At 60.2% G+C, this 16,601-nt stretch carries 18 protein-coding genes; 6 read left to right on the plus strand and 12 right to left on the minus strand.

The features are described from left to right. Positions 1-139 precede the first annotated feature (139 nt). Positions 140-961 (plus strand): alpha/beta fold hydrolase, encoded by an 822-nt coding sequence (locus AB4P92_RS25165; RefSeq protein ID WP_395598334.1) that lies wholly within the window; start codon positions 140-142, stop codon positions 959-961. A 69-nt stretch (positions 962-1,030) separates the two neighbouring features. Here the strand turns inward: AB4P92_RS25165 and dsbG are convergent, their stop codons facing one another. From dsbG to AB4P92_RS25185, 4 genes are all read right to left on the minus strand, one after another. Beyond that, positions 1,031-1,801, minus strand: coding sequence for a thiol:disulfide interchange protein DsbG (gene dsbG / locus AB4P92_RS25170; protein ID WP_047302297.1), 771 nt, complete (start codon positions 1,799-1,801; stop codon positions 1,031-1,033). Further along, positions 1,777-2,658: a TlpA disulfide reductase family protein gene (locus AB4P92_RS25175; RefSeq protein ID WP_042560212.1), complete on the minus strand. Its 882-nt coding sequence runs from the start codon at positions 2,656-2,658 to the stop codon at positions 1,777-1,779. Before AB4P92_RS25175 ends, dsbG begins: the two co-directional genes overlap by 25 nt. Further along, on the minus strand, positions 2,658-4,391 hold the full coding sequence (gene dsbD / locus AB4P92_RS25180; protein WP_395598335.1) for a protein-disulfide reductase DsbD: 1,734 nt from the start codon (positions 4,389-4,391) through the stop codon (positions 2,658-2,660). The genes AB4P92_RS25175 and dsbD overlap by 1 nt, the downstream gene beginning before the upstream one ends. A gap of 95 nt (positions 4,392-4,486) precedes the next feature. Then, positions 4,487-5,176: a hypothetical protein gene (locus tag AB4P92_RS25185; protein ID WP_261736366.1), complete on the minus strand. Its 690-nt coding sequence runs from the start codon at positions 5,174-5,176 to the stop codon at positions 4,487-4,489. A 273-nt stretch (positions 5,177-5,449) separates the two neighbouring features. Here AB4P92_RS25185 and AB4P92_RS25190 point away from each other — a divergent pair, with 273 nt between their 5' ends. The 5 genes from AB4P92_RS25190 (at position 5,450) to AB4P92_RS25210 (ending at position 9,902) form a co-directional block, all read left to right on the plus strand. Continuing rightward, complete coding sequence (locus AB4P92_RS25190; protein WP_042560210.1) at positions 5,450-6,130, plus strand: response regulator; 681 nt, start codon at positions 5,450-5,452, stop codon at positions 6,128-6,130. Then, the gene (locus tag AB4P92_RS25195) at positions 6,130-7,452 is read left to right on the plus strand and encodes an ATP-binding protein (protein ID WP_150596170.1); all 1,323 of its coding nucleotides are present in this window, start codon (positions 6,130-6,132) and stop codon (positions 7,450-7,452) included. The genes AB4P92_RS25190 and AB4P92_RS25195 overlap by 1 nt, the downstream gene beginning before the upstream one ends. Before the next feature lie 100 nt (positions 7,453-7,552). Continuing rightward, the gene (locus AB4P92_RS25200; protein WP_395598336.1) at positions 7,553-8,038 is read left to right on the plus strand and encodes a GNAT family N-acetyltransferase; all 486 of its coding nucleotides are present in this window, start codon (positions 7,553-7,555) and stop codon (positions 8,036-8,038) included. A gap of 143 nt (positions 8,039-8,181) precedes the next feature. Next, a complete protein-coding gene (locus AB4P92_RS25205; protein ID WP_395598337.1) occupies positions 8,182-9,594 on the plus strand; it encodes an aspartate aminotransferase family protein in 1,413 nt (470 codons plus the stop codon). Between the two features lie 83 nt (positions 9,595-9,677). Next, positions 9,678-9,902 (plus strand): MbtH family protein, encoded by a 225-nt coding sequence (locus AB4P92_RS25210; RefSeq protein ID WP_042560205.1) that lies wholly within the window; start codon positions 9,678-9,680, stop codon positions 9,900-9,902. A gap of 204 nt (positions 9,903-10,106) precedes the next feature. Here the strand turns inward: AB4P92_RS25210 and AB4P92_RS25215 are convergent, their stop codons facing one another. Genes AB4P92_RS25215 through AB4P92_RS25250 form a run of 8 tightly spaced genes read right to left on the minus strand, consistent with a single transcriptional unit; the run spans position 10,107 to position 16,370 of the window. Further along, positions 10,107-11,012: a metal ABC transporter solute-binding protein, Zn/Mn family gene (locus AB4P92_RS25215; protein ID WP_273878100.1), complete on the minus strand. Its 906-nt coding sequence runs from the start codon at positions 11,010-11,012 to the stop codon at positions 10,107-10,109. Beyond that, positions 11,013-11,912, minus strand: coding sequence for a metal ABC transporter permease (locus AB4P92_RS25220; RefSeq protein WP_007917717.1), 900 nt, complete (start codon positions 11,910-11,912; stop codon positions 11,013-11,015). Then, positions 11,912-12,760 (minus strand): metal ABC transporter ATP-binding protein, encoded by an 849-nt coding sequence (locus AB4P92_RS25225; RefSeq protein WP_047302290.1) that lies wholly within the window; start codon positions 12,758-12,760, stop codon positions 11,912-11,914. The genes AB4P92_RS25220 and AB4P92_RS25225 overlap by 1 nt, the downstream gene beginning before the upstream one ends. Continuing rightward, entirely contained in the window at positions 12,757-13,686 is a 930-nt protein-coding gene (locus tag AB4P92_RS25230) for a metal ABC transporter substrate-binding protein (protein WP_047302289.1), read from the minus strand. Before AB4P92_RS25230 ends, AB4P92_RS25225 begins: the two co-directional genes overlap by 4 nt. 35 nt (positions 13,687-13,721) lie before the next feature. Then, positions 13,722-14,297 (minus strand): DUF6162 family protein, encoded by a 576-nt coding sequence (locus AB4P92_RS25235; protein WP_047302287.1) that lies wholly within the window; start codon positions 14,295-14,297, stop codon positions 13,722-13,724. Beyond that, positions 14,294-14,635 (minus strand): hypothetical protein, encoded by a 342-nt coding sequence (locus tag AB4P92_RS25240; RefSeq protein ID WP_261736359.1) that lies wholly within the window; start codon positions 14,633-14,635, stop codon positions 14,294-14,296. Before AB4P92_RS25240 ends, AB4P92_RS25235 begins: the two co-directional genes overlap by 4 nt. Next, complete coding sequence (locus AB4P92_RS25245) at positions 14,632-15,174, minus strand: thiamine pyrophosphate-binding protein (RefSeq protein WP_395598338.1); 543 nt, start codon at positions 15,172-15,174, stop codon at positions 14,632-14,634. Before AB4P92_RS25245 ends, AB4P92_RS25240 begins: the two co-directional genes overlap by 4 nt. Further along, on the minus strand, positions 15,171-16,370 hold the full coding sequence (locus tag AB4P92_RS25250; protein WP_261736357.1) for a PepSY domain-containing protein: 1,200 nt from the start codon (positions 16,368-16,370) through the stop codon (positions 15,171-15,173). Before AB4P92_RS25250 ends, AB4P92_RS25245 begins: the two co-directional genes overlap by 4 nt. Between the last annotated feature and the right edge of the window lie 231 nt (positions 16,371-16,601).

Here is a 16,601-nt window from a genome sequence, read left to right on the forward strand (position 1 = left end):
GCGGCAGCTCCTACAGAGAAATATGCGTTTCCCTGTAGGAGCTGCCGCAGGCTGCGACCTTTTTGCTTTCAGACATTTGACTGTCGAGCAGTGCCAGCTCAGTCTGCCGGTTCTCTTTTTGCAAACGAGGGGTTAGTCGATGCCTTTTTTCACGGTTGATGGACAGGCACTTCACTACATTGATCAAGGCACAGGCCCGGCCGTGTTACTGGCGGGCAGCTATCTGTGGGATCAGGCCATGTGGGCGCCGCAGATCGCCGCGCTGGCGCCGCACTATCGGGTGATTGCGCTGGACCTCTGGGGCCACGGCGAGTCTGGGCGATTGCCGGAAAACACCACATCGCTGGATGACATCGCGCGTCAGGCGCAGGCGTTGCTCGATCATCTGGATATCGACCAGATCACCTTGGTCGGCCTGTCGGTCGGCGGCATGTGGGGTGTACGTCTTGCGCTGTCGGCACCGAATCGGCTTAACGGTCTGGTGCTGATGGACACTTACGTCGGCGTCGAACCCGAGCCAACCCGTCAGTACTACTTCTCGCTGTTCAAGCAGATTGAGGAAAGCGGCGAAATTTCCGACGCGTTACTCGACATCGTCGTACCGATTTTCTTCCGCCCGGGTATCGATCCACAATCGGCGCTGTATCAGGACTTCCGCGCCAAACTCGCGGGGTATTCATCCGAACGTCTGCGCGAAAGCGTCGTACCCATGGGCCGCATCACCTTCGGTCGCGATGATTTGTTGCCACGTATGGGCGAGCTGAACGCCGCGACCACCCTGGTGCTGTGCGGTGATCAGGACAAGCCACGGCCGCCGACGGAAGCGCAGGAAATGGCCGAGCTGATCGGTTGTCCGTGCGTGTTGGTGCCGGAGGCGGGGCATATCTCCAATCTGGAGAATCCGCAGTTTGTGAATGACGCGTTGCTGAAGTTTTTGGCTGAGCGCGATTTGCGGCGCTGATGAGAAAAAGATCGCAGCGTGCCGCAGCTCCTATAAGGATGTGCGGCACGCTGCGATCTTTGATCTTGCTTATTTAGGTCCGAGAATCTTCGCCAACTTGTCCGGCGTCGGCGCGCCTTGTTGCTGTTGCAATTCACCCTTGTCATCCATGTAGAAAATCGCCGGAGTGGCCTGCAATTCAAGGTCGTCCATCAACTGCATGTTCGCCGCCAATTTTGTTTGCACGGCTACCGGGATGTCTTTCAAGGCCTTGAGCGAACTGCTCTTGCCGGCCTTTTCGTGATCTTCCAGCGCTTTGGCCGGGTCTTTGGCGGCGAGCAACGCGGCGGATTTCCCCGGGCTGTCTTCGCGGATGATCCCGACCATGATGTGGCGCAATTGCACTTTGCCGGACTTGACCCACGGGCGGGCCTGTTCCCAGAACACGTTGCAATACGGGCAGTTCGGATCGCTGAACAGGTACACCGTGCGCGGCGCATCCTTGTTGCCGTCCTGAATCCAGTTGCTCGCCTCGAACTTGGCCCAGACTTCCTTGGCCATTGGCGCGTACACCAGCTTCTGCAACGGTTCGCTGCTCAGGTCTTTGCCGTCGGCGTCGTACAGGTTGCCCAGCAGAACGTGCTTACCGTCCGGGGTCAGGTACAACGCCATGCCGCGGTTCTGGTATTGCGCCGCGTAACCGCGCAAACCGTCGGGAGCATCGAACTGGCCGACGATTTTCGCGCCTTTGGCTTCGATCTGCTTGATCGCGGCAGGCAATTCTTCAGCGGCCTGAACCGACGGCAGTTGCAACAGGGCAGTGCCCAGAGTCAGCGTCAGCAGGTGGCGGAGGCGGGGCATGGCAGTTTCCTTGACGAAGTGGCCGGTGCGGAGGCCGGGTTCGGGTTTGAATTCGGGGTGTCGAAGTTTTCCATTGCGCGAGCCAGACTGGCGTTCGACAACTCGCCCAGGTGACTGGCCAACAGGCGACCATCAGGGCTATAGAACAGGGTAGTCGGCAATGCCATGGAACCCACGGCCTGACCCAAACGACCGCTGCGGTCGAACAACACGTTGGTCAGGCTCAGGCCCTGGGTTTCGAGAAACGTCGCAACGCTTTGCATGCTTTCGGCCTGATTGACGAACAGGAACGTCAGGTCAGGGCGTTGCTGCTGGGCGTTTTCCAGTACCGGCATCTCGCGTCGGCACGGTGGACACCAGGTGGCCCACAGGTTGATCACCAGCGGCCCACCTTTATAGTCGCTGAGCTGGATGGTTTCCCCGGCGGCGTTACGCAAGGAGATGTCTGGCAGCCGCGTGCCTTGTTCGTAGATGTTCAACGACAGTGTCGCCATCACCCAGAACAGCAAACCACTGGCCACGCCAAAACCCAGTGGCCGACGCAGCCCCGGGCGACGCCAGCCGCGATACAGTGCGACGAGCAGCAACACGATGACTCCCGGCCAGGCGAGAAAACCGCCATCGCGCAGGTCGACGATCTGCCACAGATCATCGCGGTAATGGCTCCAGTACATCGCGACAAACGCGATGCGGGCCGCGAGCATGCCAATCAGGAACAGACTGAACAGCGCCGACTCGGGATTATCGCCACCGCGTTTGGCCACTCGCCAACCGACGAAGGTCGCCAGTGCCAATGCACTGATCAGCAGCAAATGGTTAAGCGCGATGGCAAAGGTGCCGAGGGTGAAAGTCAGCATTAGTTGGCGTCTCGGGTGATGGTCCAGCGTTGCAGGAACGTATCGGCATCGACTTCACCGGTGATGCGCTGGCTGCGGCGCTCTTCGCCGTCAGCGCCGATCCAGACAAAAGTCGGTGGCCCCGGCACTTTATAGCGGCTGAGTAATTCGCGGCTGGCGGCATTGTCGGTGGTCACATCCAGGCGCAGCAGGCGTACGTCGCTCAACGCCTGCATCACCTTGTCCTTGCCGAACACCTGCTTTTCCATGACTTTGCAGGAAACGCACCAGTCGGCGTAGTAATCAAGCAGCACCCACTGGCCCTGGGCCTTGGCGGCATCCAGTTCGCGCTGCAGTGCTGCCGGTTCCTTGATGGTAGTGAACGCATCATGACCATTCGGCGCCGCACTGGCGACACGGTCGCCACTGTAAACCTGCAGCGGTTGATACGGATCGTCACTGCCGCCGGCTGCACCGATCATCAGCAAACTGCCCCATAACCCAAGCAGCAATGCAGTGGCGCCGAACAACTGAGCGACACGGCCGAAGCCTTCGGACTGCTTCCACGCGCAGTAGGCGGCGATCAACAACAAGGCGCCGCACAGACCGAGCCATAACGACGGGTCCAGCACCGGGCGCAACATCAGCAACGCCGTGGCGAGGAACAGGAAACCAAACACGCCCTTGAGCAGGTTCATCCAGTCGCCGGGTTTGGGCAGGAAGCGATTACCTACGGTCACCAGCAACATCAACGGCACACCGATGCCGATCCCCAGCGAGAACAGAATCAGCCCGCCGTGAAGGGCGTTGCCGCTTTGCGCGATGTACAGCAACGCACCGGCGAGTGGCGCGGTCATGCACGGGCCGACCAGCAGACCGGACAGTGCGCCGAGCACGCCGGCGCCAACCAGGCTGCCGCCGCTGCGACTGCGCGAGGCGTGTTCCAGTCGGTCACGCAAGGCCACTGGCAATTGCAGTTCAAAGAAGCCGAACATCGGCAATGCCAGCACCACAAACACTGCGGCAAACGCACCCAGCAACCACGGGTTTTGCAACCAGGCTTGCAGGTTCGCCCCGAGCAGCGCAGCGATCACACCCATCGCCGCATACACCAGCGCCATGCAGATCACATAACTGCCGGCCAGCGCGAAACCTCGGCGTGGCGTTGCGCCGCTGCCGACAATCATCCCCGCCAGAATCGGCAACATCGGCAATGTGCAAGGGGTGAAGGCGAGCAGCAGGCCGAGGCCGAAAAATACCAGCAGGCTCCAGCCCAGTGCTCGTTGCTGAAGGCTGTTGGCCAGGGCTTCATCCGGTGCTTGCGCACTGGCCGGCGTGACCGCTTTACCGCCCAGATCAATGACCCGGGTTTGCGGCGGGTAACACAGACCCGCATCGGCGCAGCCCTGATAGCTGACCTTGATTTGACCGGTCGCCGTCGCCGGGATCTTTACCTCCAGCCCTTGGCGATAAACCGGTTGTTCTCCGAAGAACTCGTCGCTGTGGGATTCACCCTCTGGCAGCGTCGGCTGTTGTGCAGCACTCAAACCGTCGAACTTCAGGCGTTTCTGATACAGGTAGTAGCCGTCGGTGATTTGCCAGAACAGCTGGGTTTCACCGGATTCCAGGCGCTCGGAGGTGAGAACGAACGCTTTATCGACCGGCAGAAAATCCGGTTTTGTCTCGAAAGGATTGTTTCCCGCCTGGGCCAGGCCTGAGATCAGAAGCGCAAACAGTAGAAAAATATGACGCATGGAGAGGAGCCTTGTCCCTGTGCAAGTGGGGGCACAATGGGCGGTAGCGATTAACCGATGATTAACCGCGCCCTGTGATGCCGCTGCCGGCCCGGTCAGTTGCGTAACAACCCTGGCCAGTTGCTTTCGTTGATGGTGTGCGGGCCGGATGCGAGCTTGTCGGCCTGTATGTTGTAAACAAGATACTGGTTATGGGTGAGGAAAATATACCAATAGCTGTCGGCGAAAGTTCGATCGTTTTGGGCCGCCGTGATGATCCGGTCCTTGTAAGGGGCCAGGGCGCCCAGGCGGTTCTGACCAAAGGCATTGCGGGTGAGTGTTTTTGCCTTGTAGTTGAAGCTCAGGTAATGACCGTCATTCAGAATGAATTTGAACAGGAAAGGGTGGCCGGAAACCTCTGTCCAGGTGCCGGCAATGATTTTGTCAAAGTAGGGAAGTATCGGTTTCCAGAGTGTGTCGGCTAACGCGTAGATGCCTGAAACCTTGTCTGTATCCTGGTCGTATTTGCACACGGCCGGGGTATCGCCGTAGTAAAAGAACAGCCAGGCGATATCTTCGTCGCTGCGCGTGTTGAAACCCAGGGAAGTCGTGGTGAAGCCGAAGCGCAGGTTCTGGATGTAAGGCGTGAAAGTGTCCCATCTGCCGTCGGTAGAGGCGGGATAGCCGTTCGGAACATCGCCGCCGATATTGAACCGGGAATAGGTGTCGGTATCCTTGAAAAAAAAGTAAATGCGATCTGCGCCAGAGCGCCAGTCGACCGCGACAAAGTTATTCAATGCAGGCATGTTTATTAAAGTCCTTTTAAAGAAGCCGTAGTTTTTAGTGCCTGCTCAGGCTATCTCGGGTAGTTATTAAAATGTAGCGGCTATATGTCGGGATTTATTTCATGGGCTGTTTATAGGGGCGGGAGTTGCGCGCTGTTTACCTGTTTCAAACAGTCGATGCAGCCGTGCAGGCACGACCTGTTCTTGACTCGGCTTCCCGTAACCCCCGGTGACAGCCATAATTGCCGCTTAATCCTCACCTGCTTCACTCGCGTTTTTGCTCAGGGAGCTCCCATGCACGTATTGGTTTGCGAAGACGATGAGCTGATCGCCAGCGGCATCGTTGCCGGCCTCACGGCTCAAGGCTTGACCGTCGAGCATGTCAATACGGCGTCCAAGGCCCGGGCGATGCTCAAGGTTGCCGAGTTTGATGTGATGGTGCTTGATCTCGGTTTGCCCGACGAAGATGGCCTGAAATTGTTGCAGCAGTTACGCCAGCACGGCCTGGAAATTCCGGTGCTGATCCTGACGGCGCGCGACTCGGTCACCGATCGCGTAGACGGCTTGCAGGCCGGTGCTGATGACTACTTGCTCAAGCCATTCGATCTGCGTGAGTTGTTTGCGCGTCTGCAAACCTTGCTGCGGCGGGTGGCCGGGCGCAGCGTCAACCTGATCGAGCACGGTGCGCTGACCTACGACCCGAGCAGCCGCGAAACCCGGCTGGCCGGGCAATCGGTGGACCTTTCGCGGCGCGAGCAATCGCTGTTGCAGGCACTGCTGCACAATCGCGGGCGGGTCCTGTCCACCGAGCAGTTGAAGGACAGCGTCTACGGCTTCAACGATGAGCTGGAAAGCAACGCGCTGAACGTCCATATCCATCACCTGCGCAGCAAACTCGGTAAAGGTATCGTCGAAACCGTGCGCGGTCTGGGCTATCGCCTGGGGCCGGCCGATGGTGGAGATCAAGGCAAGTGATGAGCCTGCGCCTGCGCTTGAGCCTGACCCTTGGCGCCGCGTTCGCGCTGATCTGGGCGCTGGCAGCGGCCTGGATGCTCAGCGATCTGCGCAACCAGATGATGTTTTCCCTCGACCAGCGTCTGGTGGCTTCGGCGCGCATGGTTGCCGGGTTGCTGGAGCAATTGCCAACATTGCCGAGCAAAGGCGAGGGCACGCATTTCAGTGCCGAGCAACTGAACATTCCCGGCGGCATGGCCTGTCAGGTCAGCTCGTTGCGCGGGGAAATTCTCGCGCGCAGTCATAACAATCCCGAACAAGCGCTGGAGGCCGAGAAAATGGGCTTCCACGATCAGATGATCGACGGCGCACCGTGGCGCAGCTTCACCCTCGCCCGGGGCGATGTACGGATTACCACGGCGGATCGGCAGATCGAGCGCGAAGCCCTGAACATGTCGATCCTGCTGGCGGCGTCGGTGCCGGTAGGCGTGGCGTTGCTCGGCTGTCTGTGCCTGTTGTGGCTGGGAATCGGGCAAGGCCTGGCACCGCTCAATCGCCTGCGCGAAGCCTTGATGCGACGTAATGCCGACTCGCTCGAACCACTGCAATTGCAATCGTTTCCCAGCGAATTGAAGCCGCTGCTCGATACCCAGAATCAGCTGTTCCAGCGCATCGGCAAGACCATCGAGCGCGAACGTCGGTTGACCGGTGACGCCGCGCATGAACTGCGCAGCCCGCTGACGGCGATCAAGACGCACCTGCAAGTGGCGCGCATGACCGAGGGCAGCGCCCGCGATCAATCGCTGGCGCGGGCCGAGGAGGGCGCCGACCGTTTGCACCGCACGCTTGAGCAACTGCTGTTGCTGGCACGGGTCGAGGGCAGTCTGTCCTTCGACGACGGCACGCAGTACAGCGCCGAGCAAGTGGCCAGGTTGGCGATTGCCGACGCTACGGGTGGCGAGCGTCTGCGGATCAAACTGCATCTGCCCGCCGAACTCTCGTCTGCACCGTTGCAAATGCCTGCGGTGCTGTCGATCGCCGCGTTGCGCAATCTGCTCGACAACGCCCTGCGCCATACCTCCGAAGATTGTGCGGTCGAGCTGCGTCTGGAAACCATCGGCAACCGCGTGCGTTTTGTCGTACGCGACCATGGCCCGGGCATTGCGCCGGATGATTTGCAGCACCTGACCCAGCGCTTCTGGCGCAACGGTCAGAGCACCGGTTGCGGCCTCGGCCTGGCGATTGTCCAGGCGATCGTCCAGCGTTGCGACTGCGCCCTGCATTTCGACAGCCGCCCGGATGGTTTGCGCGTTGAGCTGACGATGCCGTTGCAGTCCCTCTGACGTCTGCACATCAAATGTAACTTCTCTGCATTGGTTAATCGGCGGCGCTGACGTTAAGGTCGGCGCCAGCCTTGACTCAATGGATTGAGGGAACAGCGCCATGCAAGCACCTGTCTGCATTCGTCCGGCCATTCTGGCCGACGTCGGAATCATCAGCCGTATCATCGAACGCTCGATCCGTTTTGGTTGTGCGCTCGATCACCGCAACGACCCGTTGATCGTCAGTGACTGGACCCGGCAGCAGTCTGCCGATTTCATCAGTGCCTGGCTCGCGAATCCGCACTTCTATCTGAGTATTGCCTTGCTGGCGGACAAACCGGTCGGTATCGGCATGGCCCGTCTGGATGGCGACGTTGTGCTTTGCCACGTACAACCGGAATCATTTCGCCGTGGCGTCGGGAGGGCGCTGATGAACGATCTGGAAGGCTGGCTGCGGGTTCGCGGTGTGCGCACCGTTCATCTCAACAGCACGCGCACCGGCGAAGCGTTCTATCGCCATTTGGGTTACCGCGAATCTGCACCTTCCCTCGCGCACAAAGGCTTGCAGATCCTGCCTATGGCCAAGCCGCTGGCAATGTCCGGATGAACAGTCACTCCAAGGGCTAAATCCTTGCCTCGCTTAAGCGTTTCCAGAACAGGAAAACCTGCAAGTGCGCCCCGTGACTGGAACGCGCACCTGTCCGGTGTGCTGTTTTGGTCACTATCCATAGCGAATCGAGGGGTCGACAGATGTCAGTTGCCACCAGCCTTATCAGAGAGTCATCGGCCCGGGTCACCTCGGCGCCAGCGGAAACGTTGTATGAGTTCAACGAATCGCCATTGCTGGCTCGTCAGGCACAGCAGGAGTCCAATGCCCGCAGCTATCCGCGACGTATTCCCCTGGCACTCAAACGCGCCAAGGGCCTTTATGTCGAAGATGTTGAAGGGCGTACGTTCATCGACTGTCTGGCCGGTGCCGGCACGCTGGCACTGGGGCATAACCATCCGGTGGTGATCGCAGCGATCCAGCAGGTGCTGGCCGATGAACTGCCGCTGCACACGCTGGACCTGACCACCCCGGTCAAGGATCAGTTTGTCCAGGATCTGTTTGGCTTGCTGCCGGCACAACTGGCGTCGCAAGCGAAAATCCAGTTCTGCGGCCCGACCGGCACTGACGCAGTGGAAGCGGCTTTGAAACTGGTACGCACGGCCACCGGTCGCAGCACCGTGTTGTCGTTCTCCGGTGGTTATCACGGCATGAGCCAGGGCGCTCTGAGCCTGATGGGTAACCTGGGGCCGAAGAAGCCGCTGGGTGCGTTACTCAGCAACGGCGTGCAGTTCATGCCGTTTCCGTATGACTACCGCTGCCCGTTCGGCATCGGCGGCGGTGGCGGGGTGAAGGCCAATCTGAGCTATCTGGATAATTTGCTCAACGATCCCGAGGCCGGCGTGCAATTGCCAGCGGCCGTGATCGTCGAAGCGGTGCAGGGTGAGGGCGGAGTGATTCCGGCCGACATCGAATGGCTGCGCGGCTTGCGTCGGATCACCGAGAAGGCCGGCGTAGCGCTGATTGTCGACGAGATTCAGAGCGGGTTTGCCCGCACCGGCAAGATGTTCGCCTTCGAACATGCCGGTATCACCCCGGACGTGGTCGTGCTGTCCAAAGCCATCGGCGGCAGCCTGCCGCTGGCGGTCGTGGTCTACCGCGACTGGCTCGACACCTGGCAACCGGGCGCACACGCTGGCACGTTCCGTGGCAATCAGATGGCGATGGCTGCCGGTTCTGCGGTGATGCGTTATCTGCTTGAACACAAAGTGTGCGAACACGCGGCCGCCATGGGCGAGCGCCTGAGCGAGCACCTGCACATCCTGCAGCGTGATTTCCCGCAGATGGGCGATATCCGTGGTCGTGGCCTGATGTTGGGCGTCGAGCTGGTGGACCCGACGGGCACCCCGGATGCGCTCGGCCATCCGCCAGCGTTTGCGCGTCTGGCGCCATTGGTGCAGCGCGAATGCCTCAAGCGCGGCTTGATTCTGGAACTGGGCGGTCGGCATGGCGCCGTCGTGCGTTTCCTGCCACCACTGGTGATCACCGCTGTCGAAATCGACCGCGTTGCCGAGATCTTCGGTCGTGCATTGGCTGCCGCTATTGCCGCTGTGTAAATTTTTCAGCGCGCCGAACGTTCTTTCTACATACCCGGCTGCACCCGACGTGCAGACCACCCTTACAACGATGGAGAACCAGCATGACGTCAGTATTCGACCGTGAGGACATCCTCTTTCAGGTCGTGGTCAACCACGAAGAGCAGTACTCGATCTGGCCGGATTACAAGGCCGTGCCAGAAGGCTGGCGCACCGTGGGCAAGAGCGGCCTGAAAAAGGAATGCCTGGCCTACATCGAAGAAGTCTGGACCGACATGCGCCCACTCAGCCTGCGCCAGAAGATGGAAGGGCTGGCTGCGGCTCAATAAGCAGACGGGCAAAAAGAAACCCGCTGGACTGGTAGCAGTCAGCGGGTTTTTTCATGCCCGGAATACGGGGTTTCTGTCAGGACCTCATCGCTGGCAAGCCAGCTCCCACAGGGTTTTGATGTGCTCCACAAAATGCTGTGCACACCTCGGATCATTGTGGGAGCTGGCTTGTCAGCGATGAACGATAACGCGGTACAACTGAAGTTACGCCCCGCTCAGCCCCTTGAGCAGTAAATCCACATTGCCCTCAAGCTCCGCCACCGGATCTTCGGCATCAATACTCAGCACCAGCAATCGGCTACCCGACTGGGCAATCGCCGCTTTCACTGCTTCCGATGGCTGACGGTGATGCAACACCACCGCCACATCATTTTCCTTGAGTGTCGCCGTGAGTTTTTTCAGATCCTCTGGCGTCCAGTCTGCATCAGGACGTGGATCCTGCCCGATCAACTCAAGGTTCAGGCTGCCGATCAGATAGCCGAAGTGATCGCTCAAGCTCATCACACTCAGGTTATCGGCATTGGCCAGACGCGCCTCACTGGCAGCGCTGAGTTTGAGCAGGCGTTGTTTCAACAGCGCCAGATTCGCTTCGATCTTCGGCTTGGCGTTGGGGGCCAGACGCACCAGATCTGCGGCCATCACGTCTGCCATGCGCCCCATGTTGTTGCTCGCCAGCCACGGCTGGCTGTTCAAACCGTCGACTTTCAAATCCGGTTGCACGGCGATACCGGGCAACGCGCCGTCGACCGGGCGTGCGGCATCGACTTCAACGATGCGAATGTTGCTGCGACGGGCGAAGGGATACAGCGGGTCATCGGCCCACAGCGAGCGCACGCCGATCACCGCATCGGCGCCGGTGGCCAGTTTATTGAGTGCCGGAGCGCCGCGCCCGGTGAAGTACGCGGTCTGGCGGCTGCCCGGCAGGTTCGCCGGTGCCGCGCGTTCGAGGCTGACGTCGGTGCCTTTGAGCAGCACGTCGCCCAGGCCATAGGTGATCGGAAGAGAGGCCAGCACTCGCAAGGGCTTGGCGCTTTCGGCGGCTATTAAAGGTGTGGAGACCACGCCGCACAGGGCCATGGCCAACGTCAGGTTGCGCAATGAAAAAAGCATTTATCCAAGATTCCCTTTCAGACTCGGGACAACCCCGCGCGCGATGGCGGCGAGGGCGAAGGCAATACCGGCGACCAGAATGATCGCGGCGCCGGACGGGATCGGCAGATCGAAAACAATTGGCGCGAGAATCCCGCACAACGTGCTGACCGTGGCAATCAGCACCGAACACCAGAAAAAGCCCTTGAGCGACTGGCTGAGCAAGCGCGCCGCCGCCGCCGGAATCACCAGCAGGGCGCCCACCAGAATCGCGCCGATGACTTTCACGGCGGCCACGGTGATCAGTGTCACCAGAATCACGAAGAGGTAATCCAGAGTCTTCACAGCCACGCCGCGAACGGCCGCCAGTTGCGGGTTGAAACTGGCCAGCATGATGCGGTTGTACAACGGCAACGCCAGGGCCATCACCAGCGAGCCGACGATGGCCAATACCGCCAGATCATTGCCGTTGACCGTCAGCACCGAGCCGAACAGTACGTTTTCCAGAATGTGCACATTGATCTTGCCCGCGAGAATAAGCAGCAGGCTCGCGCCCAGGGCCAGGGACACCGACAGAAAAACACCGATCAATGTGTCCGGCGCCAGGCCGGTGCGGTTGCGCAGGTAGTTGAGCAAAATGCCGAACAGCAGGCAGTAGCCGAACAGGCTGCCATAAGGCCCGGTGTAGGGTTCGCCCAGCAGGATGCCAATGGCCACACCGGTCAGCGCTGCGTGGCCGACCGCTTCGGAGAAAAACGCAAAGCGCTTGACCACCACCAGCGTGCCGAGCCCGCCCAGCACCGGGCCGATCAGCAGGCCGGCGAGCAGCGCGTTGACCACAAAACCGTAAGCCAGCGCCTCCGGCAGATAACCGGAAGAGGCCCAACCCTGGACCATCAAACGAAAGGCTTCGTAACTCATCAGGCAGCGCTCCGTGGATGGGTCGAGAACAGGGTCAGCAGTCGTTCCGGTGTTAGCGCCTGTTGTGGCGTGGCGTCGAACAGCACGCGACGGTTGAGGCCGGTGACCCGATCAGCCAGACGGCCAACCGCTTCAAGATCGTGTTCGATCCACAGCACGGTGATGCCCGCCGCGCGCCAGTCGCCGAGCAGGCGTTCGAAGACCCGGATCCCTGCCTCATCGAGAGCAGACATGGGCTCATCCAGCACCAGCAGTTGTGGCGCCGGGATCAAGCCCTGGGCGAGCAACACCCGTTGACGTTCACCTCCGGACAGTGCGCCCATGCGGCGTTTGCGTTTGTCCTGCATGCCGACCCGTTCCAGCGCTTCACCGATGGCGCCGGCGTAGTGCTTGCTCAAACCGAGAAAGGCCGGGCGGCGCTGGCACATGGCAGCCATGAAATCATCGACCGTCATCGGCAAGCCGCGATCGAATTCAAGCGCCTGTGGCACATAACCGATGGTGCCGGGCTCGCCGGGCCATTGCAGACTCAACTGACCCTGATGCGGCATCTGCCCCAGCAACGTCTTGATCAGCGAACTCTTGCCACCGCCGTTGGGGCCGACCAGTGCATGCACGGTGCCGGGCTGCACCTGGAAGGAGACGTTGTCGAGAATCGTCGTGCGGCCCAATGTCAGGCAGACCTCTGCAAATGCCAAGGTCGGCCCCGTGACCTGTGAGCGCGAGTCTGCACGCGAAAGCGGTGTTGCATTTGGCAATGATGGCGGCTGACCGGGCGACTTCGCGAGCAAGTTCGCTTCCACAAGTTGCTCGCCGTCCTGGGCGATCAGGGTTTCTTTGGATGTCATGCGCCAGACTCCTGAATCGCCCGAACCACGGTGTTGAGGTTGCCGGTCATTTCCTTTTCGTACTTGTCGGCGGTGTATTCGCCGTAGGAAATGTGCGACAGCGGGTACAGCTTCACGCCCGATTCACGCTGAATGGTTTCGACATAACTAGACGGAAAGTCCATTTCCGAGAAGATCACCTTCACATCCAGTTCGCGCAGTTGGTCAATGGTCTTCTTCAACTGACTCGGGCTCGGCTCGATACCGTGGGCCGGCTCAACCACTGCCGTCACTTCCAGCCCGAACTCGCGCAACAGATAGTCGTAAGCCGCGTGAACAGTGGCCACACGCAACTCGGCGTTCGGCGCCTGGGTCAGCTTGGCTAACGCGTCGGCGCGCATCTGCCGCAGGCGTTTGCCGTAGGCGCGGGCGTTCTGGGTGTAGGTCTTGGCATTGTCCGGGTCGAGCTTGCCCAACTCCCGAGCGATGTTGTTGACCTGCGCGATAGAGGCGCTGATCGACAGGAAGGTATGCGGGTTCACCACTTTGCCGGCACCCCGCGCAGCCACACCGGTGGCGGCCAGCAGCGGCACGTTTTCATTGGCCTCGATGGTCTTGATGTTCGGCGTTTCGCTGGCGGCGATCATGCGGTCGGCGAAGTCATCATGGCCGACGCCATTGAGCACGATCACGTCGAGGCCGCTGATGCGCTTGATGTCCTCGGCCCGTGGTTCGTAGGCGTGCGGATTGAAGCCGGCCGGAATCAGTGGGACCACCTCGGCCTTGTCGCCGACGATGTTCGCTACATAACTGTAATAAGGGTGCAGGGTGATGCCGATGCGCAGGCGTTTCGCCGGATCGGCGCTGACCAGCGGGCTCAGCAGGCAGGCGCAAATGCTCAGCAGAAACAGACGCAACAAGGGACGGCGTGTAGATGAAATAGACATGGGCAAGCGGTCTTCTCTCGGGTTAGGGCGAGGAATCAATGGCGATGTTCGCGGGTAACCCCGGCATCGTATTGCGCGACGATCTGTTTCCAGCCAGCGGCGGCCAGGGCGGCGTCAGTCAGCTCCCGAGGCGCCGTGAGTGCGGCGTCACGGTTGAGCCAGATATCCGGCGCTGCCTGGTCATCAGCGCTGACACGCATCAGAAACGAACCGGCGATGGAGGGTGTCTGGCTATGACCGAAGTAGGCGGCATCGCTCGGCATCTGCCATGCATGACCACCTCGAGCGACGGAACTCGCGTCCTGGGCGAACGGGGCAAAACCTTCGTCCGCCAGATTTTGCGGCGTCGGCAAGGTTTTCTGCTCTTCGCGCAGCAAGCGGATTTCGTCCAGCGTCACGCGCAGGTCGGCATAGATGCCTTGCTCGGCGGCGCTGAGGTCGCGGCGCGCGTCCAGTTGATTGCTGGCGACAGGTTCCGGTTCATGGGACACCCCGCGCCATGCCACCACGGAGCCTGCCAGCGCCAGGATCAGCAGGCACAGCAGCAACACGTTGAGGGTTTCATGGCCGGCACCGGCCGGGCGCACGATTTGTGTGGTGGGCGTACTCATGGCGCTTCGATATCCGCTTGGTCGATTTCCACCACATGGCCTGGGCCCGCGTCGAACAGCACGTAAAACTCGGCGCCGGGTTTCTTGAAGGTTACTGTCGAGTCGGGGCCGAGCTTGCCCGGCACCAGAATCGTTTCGTCGTAACCGATCACATCCAGGGTCACTCCGGGTGCGCCGCTGCCATCGGAGAAGCCACCGGTACATTTGATCTGTTCGTCATCGACGGCTTTGCATTCGCACATCGGGTTGTGCGCCAGTGCGCCTGCACTGAAGCCGGCGCACAGCACCAACAACGCGGCGCTGATTCGCAGACGGAAAGGGCGTTGCGAGCAGGTCATGGTTTGGCTCCTTGTTTGTTCAGCCAGGCGATGGTGGCGGGGGAGGCCTGGCTCAGGGGAATCGAGGCCTGATTCATGCTGCCGTCCCAGCCTTCCATGGTGATCCACAGTTCGGCGTCGGGTTTGGTCTTGTCCGGAATTGGCACTTGTGTGCCCATGTTGTAGGGCGTGCCGAAGAAGATTGAACCGGCGGCACGCAGGCTGCGGGGTTTGCCGATGCGCAGGTAGGTGGCCTTGACCCCTTCGACACAGGTGGTGCACAGCGCAGCGCTGAAGCCTTTGAGATAACCGGCTGTACCGTCGGAACGTGGCGCCTCATTGCGAAACTCGGCCAGGCGCAGGCTCCACGGCCCAACCGGGATTTCACCTATCTCGCGCTCGCCGAGGCCTGCGTCACCGCGGAAAAGTGCTTGTTCGGCGAAGTAGTTGGGCATGAAACCCAACGGGATCAGCAGCAACAAGATGTTTATGTGAAAGCGCCATTTATGCCAGAACAGACTCAGTCGCGACGGTTGCGGGGCAGTGGTGATCTTGCTCACGAGTTGACCTCCGACGGTTCACGGCTGACGACGGCTTGCGCCTTCACGCGATTTTTTTTGTCTTCGCGCTTGAGCGCATTGACGGTCGCCAGCGCCGTGCGTTTGGTCCAGATCAACAAGCCGCTCAGGACCATCATGCTCAACACGAGGCCGAAGAAGAACCAGATGAGCTTGATCCACAGCCCGCCGAAATCACCGGTGTGCAGCGGTCGCATTGATTCGGTGACGAATTCCAGGGCCGTTCGATCGGACAGCAACCGCGAGGCAGCGACCTCACCACTGTATGGATTGAGGGTGGCGCTCTGGAACATCAGTGGATACCAGCCGCGCCCCTGGATATCGAGGTGGCTGTAGGCGTTGCCCGGGAGAAAAATACTGCTGGCTTCCAGCCCGGGAATCTTTTGCCGGGCGATTTCGACGGCCTGGTCCAGGCTCACTTGTGGTGGTGGCAAACCGTTGGCCGACAGCGGCACGCTCTCTCGGGACATGGACGCGATGACCGGCTCGCTGGAGATCGAAATCTGGTAGTCGGACAGGAATGCCTCGATCAGGAACCAGACGGCCGTGATGGAAATGACCGCGATGAACCAGATCGACCAGATGCCGCTCAGACGATGAAAGTCGCCCCAGAAGATCCGTGCGCCGTGGCGAAAACGCAAGGTCGGACTGAAAAAGCCTTTCCAGAAGCGTTTGTAGACCACCAGCCCCGTAACCAGTGACGCCAGCATTGGCAAGGCCAGGAACGACACCAGATACCAGCCCCAACTGTAGCCATTGGTGAACGGCACCAGCCACCAGCCATGCAATGCGCGGGTGAATCCACGAAAGTTGAAATCAGGTGCCTTGCCCTGGATCACCCCGGTGTACGGGTTTACGTACAGTATTTGCGAATGACCATCCGGTTTGCTGACGCTCACATCCAGGGCGAAATGCGATTCGTCCGGACGATTGATGCGCTTGACCAGCAACTCCGGCTCGGCCTTTTTGATGGCGGCCATGATCTCGTCATAACCCAGCAGCGGTGCGTCGTCAGACGGTTGATTGGCGTGCATCTGTGGATTGGCCAGCCAGACGATTTCCTGGCTGACCACCGCCAGCGTTCCGGTCACACAAACGATCAGGACGAAAAACCAGATCGGTAATGCGAGCCAGCTATGTACCAGGAACCACAGTTTGGAACGGGATTTTTTCGACATGATTACGCGTCTAGAGAGCGGTGAAAGGGCGCGTGGTTGCGGGCTTCACAGCACGGGTATCCCCGAAAGGCGCCCGTGGCTTTTGCCTACGCGAGCGGCCTGCATCTCTATAGGACGGATGAGCGAGATTAATCCCGATAAGGAATGTGAAAGTAAATGTTTCGCGTTCTGTTCGGCATCGCAACGTATTGTGGGAGGGGCGGGCTGGTGGAGTGTGTCAGTCCGCTTCAA

This window comes from Pseudomonas sp. A0308, from assembly GCF_044218815.1.
Taxonomy (GTDB): Bacteria; Pseudomonadota; Gammaproteobacteria; order Pseudomonadales; family Pseudomonadaceae; genus Aquipseudomonas; species Aquipseudomonas iridis.

Excerpts from the sequence above, each read along its gene's own strand:
- dsbG (WP_047302297.1), bottom strand. The coding sequence starts at position 1,801 with ATGCCCCGCCTCCGCCACCTGCTGACGCTGACTCTGGGCACTGCCCTG.
- AB4P92_RS25210 (WP_042560205.1), top strand. The coding sequence starts at position 9,678 with ATGACGTCAGTATTCGACCGTGAGGACATCCTCTTTCAGGTCGTGGTC.
- AB4P92_RS25250 (WP_261736357.1), bottom strand. The coding sequence starts at position 16,370 with ATGTCGAAAAAATCCCGTTCCAAACTGTGGTTCCTGGTACATAGCTGG.
- AB4P92_RS25220 (WP_007917717.1), bottom strand. The coding sequence starts at position 11,912 with ATGAGTTACGAAGCCTTTCGTTTGATGGTCCAGGGTTGGGCCTCTTCC.
- AB4P92_RS25230 (WP_047302289.1), bottom strand. The coding sequence starts at position 13,686 with ATGTCTATTTCATCTACACGCCGTCCCTTGTTGCGTCTGTTTCTGCTG.
- AB4P92_RS25195 (WP_150596170.1), top strand. The coding sequence starts at position 6,130 with ATGAGCCTGCGCCTGCGCTTGAGCCTGACCCTTGGCGCCGCGTTCGCG.
- AB4P92_RS25205 (WP_395598337.1), top strand. The coding sequence starts at position 8,182 with ATGTCAGTTGCCACCAGCCTTATCAGAGAGTCATCGGCCCGGGTCACC.
- AB4P92_RS25175 (WP_042560212.1), bottom strand. The coding sequence starts at position 2,658 with ATGCTGACTTTCACCCTCGGCACCTTTGCCATCGCGCTTAACCATTTG.
- AB4P92_RS25190 (WP_042560210.1), top strand. The coding sequence starts at position 5,450 with ATGCACGTATTGGTTTGCGAAGACGATGAGCTGATCGCCAGCGGCATC.
- AB4P92_RS25185 (WP_261736366.1), bottom strand. The coding sequence starts at position 5,176 with ATGCCTGCATTGAATAACTTTGTCGCGGTCGACTGGCGCTCTGGCGCA.
- AB4P92_RS25240 (WP_261736359.1), bottom strand. The coding sequence starts at position 14,635 with ATGACCTGCTCGCAACGCCCTTTCCGTCTGCGAATCAGCGCCGCGTTG.
- AB4P92_RS25200 (WP_395598336.1), top strand. The coding sequence starts at position 7,553 with ATGCAAGCACCTGTCTGCATTCGTCCGGCCATTCTGGCCGACGTCGGA.
- AB4P92_RS25235 (WP_047302287.1), bottom strand. The coding sequence starts at position 14,297 with ATGAGTACGCCCACCACACAAATCGTGCGCCCGGCCGGTGCCGGCCAT.
- dsbD (WP_395598335.1), bottom strand. The coding sequence starts at position 4,391 with ATGCGTCATATTTTTCTACTGTTTGCGCTTCTGATCTCAGGCCTGGCC.
- AB4P92_RS25215 (WP_273878100.1), bottom strand. The coding sequence starts at position 11,012 with ATGCTTTTTTCATTGCGCAACCTGACGTTGGCCATGGCCCTGTGCGGC.
- AB4P92_RS25225 (WP_047302290.1), bottom strand. The coding sequence starts at position 12,760 with ATGACATCCAAAGAAACCCTGATCGCCCAGGACGGCGAGCAACTTGTG.
- AB4P92_RS25165 (WP_395598334.1), top strand. The coding sequence starts at position 140 with ATGCCTTTTTTCACGGTTGATGGACAGGCACTTCACTACATTGATCAA.